This window comes from Paenibacillus sp. FSL P2-0089, assembly GCF_038595095.1.
Classification (GTDB): Bacteria; Bacillota; Bacilli; order Paenibacillales; family Paenibacillaceae; genus Paenibacillus_AQ; species Paenibacillus_AQ silagei.
Genome location: NZ_CP152006.1, coordinates 5,294,449 through 5,309,934, shown reverse-complemented (window position 1 = coordinate 5,309,934; position 15,486 = coordinate 5,294,449). Strand labels below are relative to the sequence as shown.

General features: G+C 44.7%; 10 protein-coding genes and 1 tRNA gene. 10 read left to right on the top strand and 1 reads right to left on the bottom strand.

What is annotated here, in order from left to right:
- The first annotated feature begins 65 nt into the window (after positions 1–65).
- The 10 genes from NST69_RS22175 (at position 66) to NST69_RS22130 (ending at position 13,768) form a co-directional block, all read left to right on the top strand.
- Positions 66–151: transfer RNA gene (locus NST69_RS22175), tRNA-Leu, on the top strand.
- A gap of 591 nt (positions 152–742) precedes the next feature.
- The gene (locus tag NST69_RS22170; protein ID WP_342550209.1) at positions 743–1,051 is read left to right on the top strand and encodes a PTS lactose/cellobiose transporter subunit IIA; all 309 of its coding nucleotides are present in this window, start codon (positions 743–745) and stop codon (positions 1,049–1,051) included.
- A gap of 74 nt (positions 1,052–1,125) precedes the next feature.
- Positions 1,126–2,424 (top strand): PTS transporter subunit EIIC, encoded by a 1,299-nt coding sequence (locus NST69_RS22165; RefSeq protein ID WP_342547138.1) that lies wholly within the window; start codon positions 1,126–1,128, stop codon positions 2,422–2,424.
- Between the two features lie 41 nt (positions 2,425–2,465).
- Entirely contained in the window at positions 2,466–5,012 is a 2,547-nt protein-coding gene (locus tag NST69_RS22160; protein ID WP_342547137.1) for a hypothetical protein, read from the top strand.
- A gap of 11 nt (positions 5,013–5,023) precedes the next feature.
- On the top strand, positions 5,024–5,341 hold the full coding sequence (locus NST69_RS22155) for a PTS sugar transporter subunit IIB (protein WP_076076075.1): 318 nt from the start codon (positions 5,024–5,026) through the stop codon (positions 5,339–5,341).
- 22 nt (positions 5,342–5,363) lie between these two features.
- Positions 5,364–6,785 (top strand): 6-phospho-beta-glucosidase, encoded by a 1,422-nt coding sequence (locus NST69_RS22150; protein WP_342547136.1) that lies wholly within the window; start codon positions 5,364–5,366, stop codon positions 6,783–6,785.
- A gap of 138 nt (positions 6,786–6,923) precedes the next feature.
- The gene (locus tag NST69_RS22145; RefSeq protein ID WP_342547135.1) at positions 6,924–8,852 is read left to right on the top strand and encodes a BglG family transcription antiterminator; all 1,929 of its coding nucleotides are present in this window, start codon (positions 6,924–6,926) and stop codon (positions 8,850–8,852) included.
- A gap of 26 nt (positions 8,853–8,878) precedes the next feature.
- Entirely contained in the window at positions 8,879–11,161 is a 2,283-nt protein-coding gene (locus NST69_RS22140) for a glycoside hydrolase family 3 C-terminal domain-containing protein (protein WP_342547134.1), read from the top strand.
- A 134-nt stretch (positions 11,162–11,295) separates the two neighbouring features.
- Positions 11,296–12,264 carry an AraC family transcriptional regulator gene (locus tag NST69_RS22135; protein ID WP_342547133.1) on the top strand — a complete coding sequence of 323 codons (969 nt, stop codon included), beginning with the start codon at positions 11,296–11,298 and terminating at the stop codon, positions 12,262–12,264.
- A gap of 271 nt (positions 12,265–12,535) precedes the next feature.
- Positions 12,536–13,768 (top strand): YbfB/YjiJ family MFS transporter, encoded by a 1,233-nt coding sequence (locus NST69_RS22130; protein ID WP_342547132.1) that lies wholly within the window; start codon positions 12,536–12,538, stop codon positions 13,766–13,768.
- A 182-nt stretch (positions 13,769–13,950) separates the two neighbouring features.
- Here the strand turns inward: NST69_RS22130 and NST69_RS22125 are convergent, their stop codons facing one another.
- Positions 13,951–15,411: an RICIN domain-containing protein gene (locus NST69_RS22125; protein ID WP_342547131.1), complete on the bottom strand. Its 1,461-nt coding sequence runs from the start codon at positions 15,409–15,411 to the stop codon at positions 13,951–13,953.
- Positions 15,412–15,486: the final 75 nt, after the last annotated feature.

Here is a 15,486-nt window from a genome sequence, read left to right as displayed (position 1 = left end):
AATTGCGTATCCCCCGGATACATGATATTATATTTCTTGTCGCGTTAGTTCGCGCATCATAACATGCCGGGGTGGCGGAACAGGCAGACGCACAGGACTTAAAATCCTGCGAAGGGTGACCTTCGTACGGGTTCGACCCCCGTCCTCGGCACTAGAATGAAAACCTTGAGAAATCAAGGTTTTTTTATTTGGATTACTTTCAAAAGTATATGTAGAACACTTATTTAGTGCACAGGATTTATCCTGTTATTTACTGAGTTTTGTCAGGAAAGATACTCAATTCATTGGCTAGCACTTCTTCCCCGGTTAACACCTCTACCATGATGCCTGCTCCCAAGCGAAACCCATATTTGAATATAGATGCCTCCTCTGAAAATCGCTCCTTCCAAATCTCCTTCATTTATAAAGTGCTTTGTGTTCAACCATAAGTTATCTATACTGGCTAAATCCACGTTGTATACTCTATAAAGAATAACGTTTTTCATTGATGGCGGATTTGATAGAGTGTGTTGCTTAGCTAGGTCAAGTTCTATTATATCCATGAGTATTGGAATGGAGATGATGCCTTCTCTGGCTTTGTTGTGGTACGCATAGTTGCAAACGGGGAATCAAAGCAATGCCATTCTTTTTCCCCCAGGTAGGTGAAAAAGAATGGGTTCAATTGAAAGCGATATCAAATTATACTTACCTTGTAACAAGGACAGCAAGACAGATAAGAGAGAAAAAACGCAGAGGTGATGGAATGGAATACGTGGAGAAGATTATGACGCTGATTGCCAATTCTGGAGAAGCTAGAAGTAAAGCGATGGAAGCGATTCAAGTGGCGAAAACTAATGATTTTGTTGCGGCAAAAAAAATGCTCCAGGAAGCTTCGGATGTTTTGCGAATGGCTCATAAAATTCAAACGGGTCTAATTCAGGAGGAAGCAGGGGGAAGTAAGCAGGAGATCACGATTCTAATGATCCATGCCCAGGACCATCTGATGAATGCTATGACTGTTAAAGATCTGGCTGCAGAATTTATTGAATTGTATGAGGTTAACAAGAAATAGATAGTCAGGATCAATCGGGGCTAGCCTTAAGCGACAGCTAGAGGCTCCCTACACATTTTAATGGGGGGTCAGGTATGAACGGATTTTTAGGGATATTACAGAAAATGGTCGTTCCTCTTGCAGCGAAATTATCTTCGAACAAAGCTTTGCAATCGGTTTCTAAAGGTCTTATGGGTTTGATGGTAATCATGATGATGGGTGCTTTTTCAACGATATTGAGCAGTTTGCCATTCGATGCTTATCAGAACTTTTTAGTGTCTTCTAATTTAAAAGGAGTATTTAACACTCTGCTCAACGTTACAACAAATATGCTGGGGTTATATGCAGCATTTTCCATTGCTTATTCCTATGTCTCAAATGAAGATAAAGATGGATTCTCTGCGGGTGCAATCAGCCTCATGTGTTTTTTTATCGTTACTCCATTGACAGTTACAGGAGAGGGCTACATGGCAATTACGAATTTGCCGTTTGATTGGATAGGGCCAAAGGGCTTATTCACTTCAATGATCGTTGCTATTGTAGTTTCCAAATTGTATGTGTTCATTATTGATCGGAATATAACGATTAAAATGCCTGAAGGGGTTCCGGAATTTGTATCCAAATCCTTCGTAAGCATTATCCCGGGTATTTTTATTGGCACTCTTTTTGGAGTTATTTCTTATCTGATTTCATTAACCAGCTTTGGGGACATGCATCAAATCATTTATAAATTGATTCAAACTCCTCTTACAGGTCTTGGCTCCAGTATCTGGGCTGCATTGCTGGTGTATGTATTGATTGGGTTGTGCTGGTTCTTCGGGGTGCATGGCATGGCAGTTATGTCAGTGGTTATTCCAATCTGGTCGGCACTTGATGCCGAGAATCTGGTTGGCGTTGCTGCAGGTGTGGCAAATTCAGATTTGCCCAATATTGTAACCCTTACCTGGGTAAGTGCAGTGGCTACTATCGGTGGTGCCGGTTCAACTATTGGTTTAGTGATTTGGCTGACCTTTAAAGCTAAATCAAAGCAATATAAAGTATTTGGCAAAATGGCGCTCATTCCTTCTCTCTTTAATATAAATGAACCAGTAATCTTCGGGCTTCCTGTAATGTTGAACCCGTTACTGTTTATTCCATTTGTATTTACTCCTGTATTGTTAATCGGGCTGGCATACATTTTAGTTACGATCGGAATATTGCCAATTTCGAATGGAATCGGGGCGCCCATGGGCACACCATTAGTGCTTCAAGGCTTCTTTAATGGAGGCTGGAGGTTAGGGTTGTACCAGGTGTTCGGAGTCCTGCTGTCATTGGTCATATACTATCCGTTCTTTAGAATAATGGATAAAAAAGCTGTTGAAGAAGAATCCGCTGCTGAGATGGCAGCTCAATAAGGTCTACATGTGAGTGATGATAAGTGGAGGGAGGTGGGGAAATGAATAAAATAGGCGATATTTATGCTAATAAATTCGAAAATTTTATTTTCCCATTTTTTTGGATGCATGGAGAGTCAGAAGAAGTACTAGTGGATTACATGCAAAAAATTCATGACAGCCATATTGGTGCGGTGTGTCTGGAATCAAGACCTCATCCGGATTTTATGGGTGACAGATGGTGGGCTGATCTGGATATTATCATTAGAGAAGCCAAACGGTTGAATATGAAGATTTGGATACTGGATGACTCACACTTCCCGACAGGCTATGCGAATGGTCTGGTTAAGGAGAAGTATCCCGACAGGCTAAAAACACTCTTGACACACCGGGTTGTCGAAGTCTTTGGACCCAAGGATAGCATCGGGGTTATGACAGCCAATATATTCGATCCCACTGCCCGATTAATCGCTGTTTACGCCAAGCAAGACGATAAAATCATTGATCTGAAGGATCAAATCGATGATGAGATAATTTACTTTAATATTCCCGCAGGTTCATGGAAAGTATATCTACTCTATGAGTCCAGGAAAGTGGATTATAATCCGGATTATATTAATATGGTGGACAAAGAATCCTGCGATGTATTAATTGAAGCGGTATATGAGCCACACTACCAACGGTATAAAGAAGAATTCGGGAGAACAATTGCGGGATTCTTCTCGGATGAGCCTGGATTTATGAATGAAAAAGGAGTACGGAATGACAGCAGGATTGGTAAATTAATGCCGCTTCCCTGGAGCAGGCAGGTTAAAGAAATGTTGCAATTAAGATTGGGTAAGGATTACCTGCTGCAGTTATCCTCTCTATGGTATGACGAAACATGCAGTCCTGAAGTCAGACATGTCTTTATGGATATCTGTACCACACTGTACAAAGAGTGCTTTAGTGATAACTTGGGGAATTGGTGCAGGGAACGCAATGTTGAGTATGTGGGCCATGTTATTGAAGACCGTGATTCCAATGCCAGACTTGGTGTGGGTGCCGGGCATCTGTTCAGAGCGATGGCGGGGCAGGATATGGCGGGCGTCGATGTTGTGCTGAATCAACTGATTCCTGGAATGGATTCTGGTGAACATCCTACATTCAGAGGTACGTGGGACAGCGAGTTCTTCCATTATGCCTTAGTGAAGATGGCCTCATCTCTAGGGGCAATTGATCCCAAGAAGAAAGGCAGAACGATGGCAGAAGTATTTGGCGCTTACGGCTGGTACGAGGGCGTGAAGATGATGAAGTGGATCGTGGATCATTTCTTAATCCGCGGAGTGAGTTATTTTGTTCCACATGCCTTCTCACTGAAAGGATTTCCTGATATGGATTGCCCTCCACACTTCTATGCCAATGGAAATGATCCTCAATTCAGGTATTTCGGTGATTTAATGAAATATGTCAATAAAATGAGCACACTCTTCAGTGGAACGAAAGGAAAACCGACTGCGGCCATTCTATATCATGCGGAGGCTGAATGGACTGGAGACTTCATGCTGACGCAAAAACCGGCAAGGGTACTGACCCAGCAGCAGATTGACTTTCATATTTTACCTAATGATGTCTTTACATTCAAGGATAGCTTTCTTACCGTATTAGATAACTATCTGCATGTGAATGGCTATGAGTACCAGTGCTTAATCCTCCCTTATTGTGAATGTATCAGTGAGGAATTGGCTCAATTCATTATTGCTTCCGCAAATTCTCATCTGAGAATTATCTGCATAGATGCATTGCCTAGCAAACTATTTAATAGCAGCAATACAGATTTACTCAATCAAATGTCTCATGTGGAAGTAGTAAAACTGGATGAGCTGTCTCATTACATGAAAGCCAATCAGTTACACCATATTGAGGTGGCAACTTCCGAACCCTATTTGAGATTTGCTTCTTTTGCCCATGAGGACGGAGAGTATTTAATGTTCTTTAATGAGGATCCGTTGAATATGATTCAGACCTCAATTAAGATTGAATCGGATAAGCCCATATACAAATTTGATGTTCTTAATAATAAGATCACCAAAGTGGAGTATGACGGCAAGAGCTTCCCGCTTGTATTGTCTCCATACGAATCATTTGTCTATGTGTTGGGAGAGATTGATGCAAGTATTGTAGGTACAGAAGTTATAATTGGTCATAAAGTGAAGGTAGTTGACTCACCCTATAAGGTAAGTATTGCAAATGCTCAGGAATATCCTGATTTTAGAGAAGCGTTCACCATGGAGCAGCTGGAGAATTTATCATTAACCAAGTACTTGCCTAAATTCTCGGGAACATTCAGATATGAAACTGAAGTCCAATTGGATCAAGATATTAACGCAGCCATCCTGGACTTGGGAAGAGTGTTTGAAGTAGCTGATGTCACTATAAACGGCACATTTATTGGCACCAGGATCTGTCCACCTTATCATTTTGAAGCCCACAATATTCTTAAATCAGGAATGAATACAATATGCGTGGATGTAACGAATACGTTGGATAAGCAGCTTAGGGATTACTTTTCTTACGGTGAAGAAATTCAGCCTTCGGGATTATTGGACAATATTGTTATCAAATATTAAGGAGAGTTCTAATGACAACTATTAAGTTATTTTGCTCGGCAGGGATGTCAACAAGCATGCTGGTTACCAAAATGAGAGCAGCGGCAGCGACTAAAGGATTGGAAGTTAATATTGAAGCGATGTCGGAAGGCCAGATGTCCAAACAATTAGAGAACATGGACGTAGCGTTATTAGGTCCGCAAATAGGCTTCAAATTAGCAAGTTCTAAGAAGCTATGTGATTCTGTAGGAATACCTGTTGCGGTAATCCCCACTATGGATTATGGCATGATGAACGGTGAGAAGGTTTTGGATTTTGCATTAAAGCTAATCGAAGATTACAAGAAATAAATGGAAGTTAGAGGTGTTTGCAATGAACGAAAAAAACAAATTTCCTGAACACTTTCTCTGGGGAGGAGCAATATCGGCCAATCAGACGGAAGGTGCCTATAATATAGGCGGGAAAGGCTTGTCGACAGCAGATGTCCTGGAGAATGGTATTATGGGCAAAATTCCGGAAAAACTGTCCGTTGTTGAAGGAAACATATATCCCTATCATGAAGCTATTGATTTCTATCACCGATATAAAGAGGATATTGCCTTGTTTGCTGAGATGGGCTTTAAGTGCTTCCGAATGTCAGTAGCCTGGTCAAGAATTTTCCCGAACGGTGATGAGAGCGAGCCTAATGAGGAAGGCCTGAAGTTTTATGATGATGTATTTGATGAAATCTTAAAGTACAACATTGAACCGATTGTAACCATTTCACATTATGAGATGCCGCTCAGCTTGGTTGACAAATATGGAGGCTGGAGAGACAGGGCAATTATAGGCTACTACGAAAAGTATGCCAAAGTCTTATTCAGAAGGTATGGAAAAAAGGTGAAGTATTGGATCACCTTCAACGAAATCAATGTAATAGCACATGCTCCTTTTGCCGGTGCAGGAATCATTTATGCAGAAGGGGAGCATAAGGAACAGACTAAGGCACAGGCCGCGCATCATCAGCTGGTTGCCAGCGCGCTTGCGGTTAAGGCTTGTCATGAAATTATTCCTGATGCTAAAATCGGAGGCATGTTGGCAGGAATGGTGTCTTATCCCTACACCTGCAATCCCGACGATGTCTTTGAATCCATGAAATTCGATAGAGCTTCACTGTTCTACAGTGACGTTCAAGCCAGAGGATATTATCCGAGTTACATGAATCGTACGTATAAAGAAAATAATGTGAGCCTTAGAATGGAATCGGATGATTTAGGCATACTGTCGGAAGGAACCGTTGACTTCATCGGCTTCAGTTATTATATGAGCTTGGTCATTACCACATCTAAGGAAGATTTGGATCGAGCTGATGGTAATCTCGTACTCCAAGCTGTTAAAAACCCTTATTTGGAATCTTCGGATTGGGGATGGCAGGTCGATCCAAAGGGCCTGAGAATTTTAATGAACACCTTATATGACCGTTACCAAAAGCCGCTGTTCATTGTTGAAAATGGCTTGGGTGCAGTAGATGAAGTAGAAGAAGGTAATGTAATCAACGACGATTATAGAATTGATTATTTACGCAAGCATATTGTGGAAATGAGAGAAGCCATCGCAGATGGAGTTGAACTGCTTGGATATACGACATGGGGACCTATCGATCTTGTAAGTGCCTCATCGGGTGAAATGAAGAAACGTTATGGATTTATCTATGTGGACAAAGATAATCAAGGACAAGGTACAATGGCGAGATTTAAAAAGAAAAGCTTCGAGTGGTATAAACAAGTGATTGAATCCAATGGAGAAATACTTTAATTGTTTAATCAAGTAGTGGGCCTCTAGTTAGGAGAGATCCACTACTTTTTTACAATGCCGCCCAGTCCGATAATTGTAAAACCGGGGTAGGCTAAGGGAAGAGTGAGGCAAGATAATATGTTGCAAGGAGGGATAGTTATGGATGCACGGCAAACGACGATCCTCCGACTACTGCTAGCTGCGGATGCTCCGCTTAATGCTAAGTTTTTAGCGGAAAGAAATAATGTTACTTCCAGGACTACCCGGAGCGATATCCATTCCCTAAACCGTATTTTGAAACAACATGGCGCAGAGGTTGAGCCAGTCCACGGGATAGGGTATCAGCTCCGAATTCAAGATGATTCGCTGTTTCGCGAATGGTTGGCAGGTCAACTTCGGGATGAGAAGCCCGTTAATTATGCAAATCCAGATAACAGAGTTAACAAAATTATACATCTGATGTTTACTGCTAATGGGTACATTCGCTCGGAAGAATTGGCAGATATGATGTATGTTAGCAAATCCACCTTGCAGAATGACCTCAAGGAGGTTAAAAGGAAGCTTGAACTTTATCATATTACGGTTGAAGCAAAACCTCATCACGGGCTAAGAATACGCGGTGATGAAATGAAAATAAGGTTTGGAATGTCTGAACTTTTATTTGACCGCGAGAACAGTCATTCCGATTCTATGTACGTTAATTTGTTCTCATTTCTAGAACATGATCTTACCGTCATTCGATCTTCGGTCACAAAGCACGTACAGAACTACGGTGTGGAATTGTCGGACACCGGACTCAACAACCTGATTATTCATATTGCCATTGCTTGTCAACGGATTAAAAATGATCATAATATCATTGAATTACCGGGTGAGCATCATTTCATGGAACAAAAGCAGGAATACGAGGCTGCCAGAACCATCGTTACTGACATTGAAAAGTTATTGTCTCTAAAATTTCCAGAGACTGAGATAACGTATATCACAATGCATCTGCTTGGTACCAAACTGTTATCCGCAGTGGGAACGGATGAACGGGAGATTACTCGTTGGGTGGATAAAGATACCTATCAATATGCAATGGATATTATGAAGGCTATCGAGTCCAAGCTTAAGCTTGGCATAAGCGGTGATCCAGAACTGCTGAAGAGTCTGTGTCTACACCTTCGGCCTGCTCTTAATAGAATTCGCTATGGAATGAGCTTGCGTAATCCAATGCTGGAATCCATCCAATCGACCTACCCATTAGCATTTCAAGGTGGAGTAATCGCTGGAATGGTTATTCAACAGAAGATGGGGCGTCATGTTTCTGAGAATGAGATCGGTTACCTGGCATTGCACATTGGAGCGGCTATGGAACGCAGGAGGGAATCTTATCCACCGAAGCGCTGTATCATCGTGTGTAGTTCTGGTGTGGGCAGTGCCAGATTATTATTTCATAAATTGCGTATTCAATTTGGAGTTCGGCTGGATATTGTCGACACGGTCGGATATTATAAGCTGGCTCACACGGATCTGGATAACATTGATTTGATTATCAGTACGGTTCCCATAGCTCTTGATATCTCTGTTCCGGTCATTATTGTTAATTCACTGCTTGGAAATAGTGATTTAATGAGGATTGAACAGGCTATTACAGGTGTTTCTGACAACGATATGGAGTATCTACAGGAAGATTTAACATTTATATCCTGTGATTTCAATTCCCGCGAAGAGGTTTTACATTTCCTTTGTGATCAGTTACAGCTCAAGGGGCTGGTTGGACCGGATTTTTATGATCTTGTTGTGCAGAGAGAAGAGGTGACACCAACTTCATTTGGGAATAGCGTAGCTATCCCACATCCTATTTTACCTCAAACTGAACATACTTTTTGGGCAATCTGTACACTGCAAAAGCCAGTAAACTGGGGATCAAAGCCTGTACAATTCATCTGTTTGCTGTGTATCGCAAAAGATGGCGAGGCAGGTGATTTGACTACTATGTATGATCTTCTCGTTCGAGTAGTGGATGATGCTAATCTGGTTCAGAAATTAATTAAATGCCAAAATTATCAGCAAATCCATCATATATTCCGGACAAAATCCTAACTAACTATTGAGGAGTGAAGAGACTAGTGGAACGTGATATTCGAAAGATAGTAAGTAACATGACCTTAACCGAAAAAGCGGAGCTGTGCTCCGGGTCCAACTTCTGGTCAACAAAAGCCGTAGACCGATTGGGCATTCCATCTATTACATTAACCGACGGTCCGCATGGTCTCCGCAAGCAGGCGGGAGAACCGGATCATCTGGGACTTAATGAGAGTGTGCCGTCTACCTGCTTCCCTTCCGCTGCTGGTCTGGCGAGCTCCTGGAATCGTGATCTGGTACAGAGTGTAGGTGAAGCCATCGGCAAGGAAGCACAGGCTGAAGATATAGCGGTCGTCCTTGGACCTGCCGTCAATATCAAGCGTTCCCCACTCTGCGGACGTAATTTCGAATATTTCTCGGAGGACCCTTACCTGACGGGAGAACTGGCTGCAGCACACATTGCAGGAGTGCAAGGCCAGGGAGTAGGCACATCCCTGAAGCATTTTGCCGTCAATAATCAGGAGCATCGGCGGATGACAACAGATGCCATTGTCGACGATCGTACATTAAGAGAAATTTATCTGACCGGTTTTGAAAAGGCGGTAAAGCAATCTCAGCCCTGGACGGTGATGTCCTCTTATAACAAGGTCAACGGAACGTATGCCTCCCAAAATGAAACCTTGCTGACCACGATTCTGAAAGAAGAATGGGGACATGAAGGCATCGTGGTCTCCGATTGGGCTGCGGTTAGTGAAATTGTGCCAAGTGTTGTAGCCGGTATGGAGCTGGAGATGCCTTCTTCTAACGGCGAAGGACCTAAGCAAATTATAAAAGCTGTAAATCAAGGAGAATTATCAGAAGAGAAGCTTGATCTGGCTGTGGAAAGGCTCTTGAATGTCATCTTTAAAGCAGCCGATTCCAGGCGTGAGGGTACTAGTTATGATCGGACAGCCCATCATAAGCTGGCGAGAAGGGTTGCGGGAGAATCAATGGTCTTGCTCAAGAATGAGGATCAAGTTCTCCCGTTGAGAAAAAGTAGCCGGATTGCGGTTATCGGTGATCTGGCTACGAAGGTGAGATATCAAGGTGGCGGCAGCTCTCATATCAGACCGACACAGTTGGACAGTATTTATGAACAAATTTCGATATCCGCAGGGTCTGAAGCTTCGATCTCTTTTAAGCAGGGTTACGATCAGGGCTCAGATGATACGAACCCGTCTATGCTGGATGAAGCAGTGAAGGCTGCAGAAGCTGCAGATGTGGCCGTACTAGTAGTAGGTTTGCCAGACCGCTATGAATCAGAGGGATATGACCGTTCGCATTTGGATATACCGGTCAATCAGCAGGAGATTATTTCTGCCATTGCTGCAGTTCAGCCTAACGTGGTGGTGGTTCTATGCAACGGAGCACCTATTCTCATGCCGTGGTTGGGTGAGGTGAAGGCTGTTCTGGAAGGTTATTTGGGTGGTCAGGGAGCTGGTGGAGCCATCGCTGACCTGCTGTTTGGAGATGTCAACCCGAGCGGCAAACTGGCGGAGACCTTCCCGCAATCATTGAAGCATAATCCGTCCTATTTATTCTTCCCTGGCGATGGAGACCGTGTCGAATACCGGGAAGGGGTGTATGTCGGTTATCGCTATTATGACATGAAGGATATTGAACCTTTATTTCCTTTCGGTTACGGCTTAAGCTATACCCGGTTTGCATACTCCGGCTTAACAGTGAGCCAGACGGAAATTAAGGATACCGAAACGCTCACCGTCACCATAAATGTGAAAAACACGGGTTCTATCTTTGGCAAGGAAGTGGTGCAGTTGTACGTTCATGACTGTGAGTCTGAGGTTAGCCGCCCTGAGAAAGAGCTTAAAGGCTTCGCCAAAGTAGCTCTTGAACCGGGAGAAGAAACAACCGTTTCGTTTACCTTGGACAAGCGCAGTTTTGCCTACTACAGTGTTGAACGTACAGCGTGGCATGTGGAGAGCGGAGAATTCGATATTCTAATAGGCTCCTCTTCGCGGGACATCTCGTTGCAGACGAAGCTCCATGTGGTATCCACTTCAGAGGAGATCGTGCCGACATATGACCGGAATACTGCCCTTGGTGAATTGCTTTCGAATCCGAAGACGTTAGCAGTCTTGGACCAACTTCAAGGATTGGCTCCACAGAGTGCCGAAAGTGCATCCTCTGACGCCATTTCTAGGGAGATGATACAGGCCTCAATGAAGTATATGCCTCTGAGGGCATTAATTCCGTTTACAGGTGGAGAACTTACGGAAGAGACGTTGTCCATGCTGCTTGTGCAGCTTAACGCAGTAGTACGTCAATAAGCATTGCTACCCGGACGGTCCATGATGCCAAAGGAAAGTAGAGATTCCAGTAACTCCTCAACGTTCGACAAAATGATAATTATTCATTACAATGAGAATGATTATCATATAGAGAACACATGGAGTGCTTAATTATGAACAATTCGATTCAATATAATTTCAATCATTTCTTTGACAAGCTTGAAGGAGGTCATCAAGCCGGAAGTTCAAGCTATATGCTCCATCCTACGACTGGAATAGGACAGGTTCTTCGGTTGTACCCACGCTCTGAGTTGGAGATGGTTATGTCAGACTATAAGCTGAACCATAACCATGATATACGCCTAGATTCACTCGCGCCAATGGTAGAGTTTGGGTATTGTTATGAGGGTAGCAGGGAGATAAGTGTACCTGGCGCTCGTGAGGAGTTCATGCCTGCCAATTGGAGTTTGCAACTGATTAATACCCCGGAAGCGAGATTGGAGCTAGGCCAAGCACAATCCTTTCGAATGTTGGGAATCGGGATGTCTGTCGGCGTGTTTCATCATTTTATGACCTCCATCGGGGGAGTGCAAAAGGCTGATTTTAACAGCCTTCTTGGAGGAAAGTCGTATCGGTTGCTTCAGGAGAAGCCGCCAGCCTCCGCCAGTGCTTCGCTTCATCACATTGCAGCAAGCCTAAGAGATGGAACGATGAATAATATTGAGCTGGAGTATACGGTGTTAGAACTCCTGGAACTGGCGCTCCGCACTTTTCTTGAAGGAAAAGAGGAACGGATAGGGCTTACCCAAGAGACCCAGTTGCGCGTTGGCGAAGCGCGCCGAATAATCCTGGAGCAGATGGATAATCCTCCATCATTGTTGCAGCTGTCGCGTATGGTCGGTTTGAATGATTACAAGCTCAAGGTGGGCTTCAAGGAAATGTATGGCAACACCATCTTTGGATACCTGCGAGAGAAGAGGATGGAGCAGGCTTTAAAGCTACTTCAAGCCGGCAAGTCCAACGTCACTGAAGTGTCTTGCGCAGTGGGCTACTCGAATCCAAGCCATTTTGCCGAGGCGTTCCGCAAGAAATTCGGAGTAAATCCCAGCGCATTACTACGTGAAAATTCTTCCCGGATATAATATGGTAATGACAGACTTTTATTTAGAACGGACTGTCAATTTACCGGTTAACTCTCTCTCTTCACAAGCAACTGAACTTGCCAGGTACAGAAAAAGCCCTTCAGAACCTACTGAAGGGCTTTTTCATGAAATCGGATGGTTAAATTACAGAGAATCTCATGGATTCCGTGAAACGGGGATTTTAATCCACCTTGGGGTAGAGGGTGCCGTCAGAAAAACCTTACTATAGTAATAATTATTTTCATATTTTCACAGAAGGGAGAGTGCCTAGGTGCGCTCGAAATACAGTTCTGATTCCAATTTCAATTCAGCCCCTCTCCCATCTTTCTGGCCGTTTGTACTGACCGGGATGTTGATGATTGTGACCACGACAGGGTTTGCGCGAATGGCCTATGGGCTAGTGTTGCCTTATATGCAGGCCGGACTCGGATTGTCAATTTCACAGGGAGGGATGCTTGGCACGTTCATGTTTCTAGGCTACCTGGCTTCGGTCGGGTTATCGGGTATACTCGCTGTCCGCTGGGGTAGCAAAGCTGTTCTTATGGCAGGAGGCGGTGCTGTTGTCATCAGCATGTTTGGCCTTTCCGGATCATATTCGTTCATTTGGGTGGCTCTGTTCATGTTCCTGGCCGGAGGGGGCAGTGCACTGGTATTCACTCCGCTCATGTCCCTCATGCTGGGCCAGTTCCCGGACAAGAAGGGAATCGTCCTCGGGATGTTGCTAAGTGGTGCAGGTATCGGGATGCTGTTAAGCGGATTTTTAGTACCCTTACTAATCGCTCAATTCCCCGTTCTAGGCTGGCGTGCGGTCTGGTTAGGGTTCGGTATCATCTCACTTGTTGTGCTGATCGCGGCTTTATTGATCCTGAGAAACCCCGAGATTGTAGGGAGCGTGAAGGAGACAGACAAACCGAAGTGGTTAAAAAATAAAGCATTGATGCAGGTGGCTGTACTCTATTTTCTAGTGGGTATAGCATATCTTGTCCCCAATCTATATCAATCTGGTTTCATGCTGGCTGAAGGGATTTCGGACCGCGCTGCCGGTCTGGTGTACGCCATAGCTGGCATCTTCAGCATTGCAGGCGGCCCTGTCTGGGGCAGTCTGTCCGACCGATTTGGTGTAAACCGGATGTTTATACTGGTTTGGGCTTGCGCGGCGGCAGGGGATATCATCCCGCTTCTGAATCACAGTATTCCGGGGTTCGTCTTATCATCAGTACTTTGGGGCTCCAGTATCGGTGGTCTGGTTACATTAATTCAGCTGAAGGCTGCGAAACAAGTCAATCCCCGGTATGTTCCAACTGCCATCGGTTTTATCTCAATATTCTATGCGGTAGGTCAAATGCTGGGTCCGGGAATGACAGGGTGGATGATTGATCATCTCGGTGGCTACGGTGTAGCTTATGGATTCGGAGCGGTAGTCTACGGCTTTGGGTTAGCCGCCAGCCTGATCTCTGGGCGCAAACAGAAATTTCTGGAGCAGAGCAAAAAGATAAAGCAGTAACAGCGAGTCCACAGAAGGCTTTTCCAAAAGAAGAGGCTGTCCCAAAAGCCATGTAATGGCTTCTGTGACGCCTCCTTTTTTTGAGAAAGATCAACGTGTGGACTTGAATGGACGCTCCGTGAACGCTACTACGCGATCAATCATAGTGACCACAACGCTGGAGAAGGAAGCAGTACCATTTATTAATTGGCCACGACGATTTGCCATTGTTGATTCAAGCCGTTGTTGTCACTCCATTGAATCACATTGGCACCGTCGGTGAGTGCGCCGGAGGAGACGTCAATCAATTTGCCGGTAGCGCGGTTCTTCAGCTTGAAGAAGCCGCCGCCCGCATCTATCAGCTGCCAATGCTGGCTGGTCCAACCCCCGTCTGACCACTGTTCGATGACTGTTCCATCGGTCGTAGTGCCATTCTCAGGGCCAAGAATCAATCCGCTGTTGGTATTCTTAAGCTTATAGTACCCGTCGCCAGCGTCGATCAGCGTCCAACGTTCACTCGGTAAGTTAGTATCGGTCCATTGTTCGGCATCTGCACCATTTGCTGTTGCACTCGCTCTAATGTTCAAAGCCTTTTCGCTTTTGCGGTTAATCAGCTCATACGTGAGGCTGCTGTCTACCGTGAATGGAGTTCCTGCGACCGTTCCTGCTGCACTGTCGATGTTAAGCTGCGGGTACCATGACATGGAGAGGGTGGTCGATGAAGGGAATGTCAACGGCAGCCATACGTATTTGGATTCATTGGCGGGACGCTCCCAGGCTCCGGCCCAGCGGTCACCCATATATAGATAGGACGTGGATGAGCTACCCTCAACAGGAATGATATAGGCGGCTTGTGACTCGGAAGCGCGTGAATCTCCGACATTGGAGAGGGCGCTCCAGGTTCCGCTTATGCTGGAAGCGGTTGCGTATTTCTGCTGGTTAGGAGTCCAGCCTGTTGCGCCGGAAGTGATCAGGAAGTAGGTAGAGCCCCGCTTGAACATAGCAGGAGCTTCACGGTATGAGCCTGCCCACAGGGTCTGGACCAGTGATTCCACGCCCAGAAAATCCGGTGTCAGACGATAAATGTTAAGATCGGCATTCACCCTTGTGGCTGATATCAGATAAGCGGTGCCGTTATCGTTATATACCGTCATATCACGGGAATCGTATTCAAGAGGCCTGAAGCTGCCTTGATACGTATACGGACCTTCGATATTGGAGGCTGAGGCAACAGCGACTTTTGCTTCTCCGTAATCTACCCCGTTTTCTTTATGCGCCCATAGCACATATTTTCCGGTTGCCGCATTATAAAGAAGCTTGGGGCGTTCGATATTGGCGGTTGCAAGCTCTGAGGCGCTGCTCTTGGATAGTATATTCGCGCGGAATTCCCAGTTCTTCAGGTCTGTTGAACGGTAAAGTGATACATAGTTCGTTCCATCCCGGTTCTCCCCAACCCAATAATAATAGCTGCCAGACTTGATCATTCCACCGCCATGCGCATTAACCGGATTGCCTGAAGTATCCTTGAACTGAATCCCGTTAAGGAGACTGAGCGGAGCGGCATAGCTCCTGGAGCCAGATCCTCCATAGGACAGGACAATCAACAGAAGGGACAGAAACAGAATAAAGGGTGTTTTAGCTCTTTTCCATTCATTCACTTGCATTCGAGTAATCCTCCTTCATTTCATTCATTATTTAGTTAAGCGCTTACAAAAATCAAACAGAATGTCCTCCTTTCT

What these genes read in the sequence shown, in the direction of transcription:
- NST69_RS22125 (WP_342547131.1), bottom strand. Translation starts at nt 15,411, where the DNA reads ATGCAAGTGAATGAATGGAAAAGAGCTAAAACACCCTTTATTCTGTTT.
- NST69_RS22145 (WP_342547135.1), top strand. Translation starts at nt 6,924, where the DNA reads ATGGATGCACGGCAAACGACGATCCTCCGACTACTGCTAGCTGCGGAT.
- NST69_RS22155 (WP_076076075.1), top strand. Translation starts at nt 5,024, where the DNA reads ATGACAACTATTAAGTTATTTTGCTCGGCAGGGATGTCAACAAGCATG.
- NST69_RS22135 (WP_342547133.1), top strand. Translation starts at nt 11,296, where the DNA reads ATGAACAATTCGATTCAATATAATTTCAATCATTTCTTTGACAAGCTT.
- NST69_RS22160 (WP_342547137.1), top strand. Translation starts at nt 2,466, where the DNA reads ATGAATAAAATAGGCGATATTTATGCTAATAAATTCGAAAATTTTATT.
- NST69_RS22165 (WP_342547138.1), top strand. Translation starts at nt 1,126, where the DNA reads ATGAACGGATTTTTAGGGATATTACAGAAAATGGTCGTTCCTCTTGCA.
- NST69_RS22150 (WP_342547136.1), top strand. Translation starts at nt 5,364, where the DNA reads ATGAACGAAAAAAACAAATTTCCTGAACACTTTCTCTGGGGAGGAGCA.
- NST69_RS22170 (WP_342550209.1), top strand. Translation starts at nt 743, where the DNA reads ATGGAATACGTGGAGAAGATTATGACGCTGATTGCCAATTCTGGAGAA.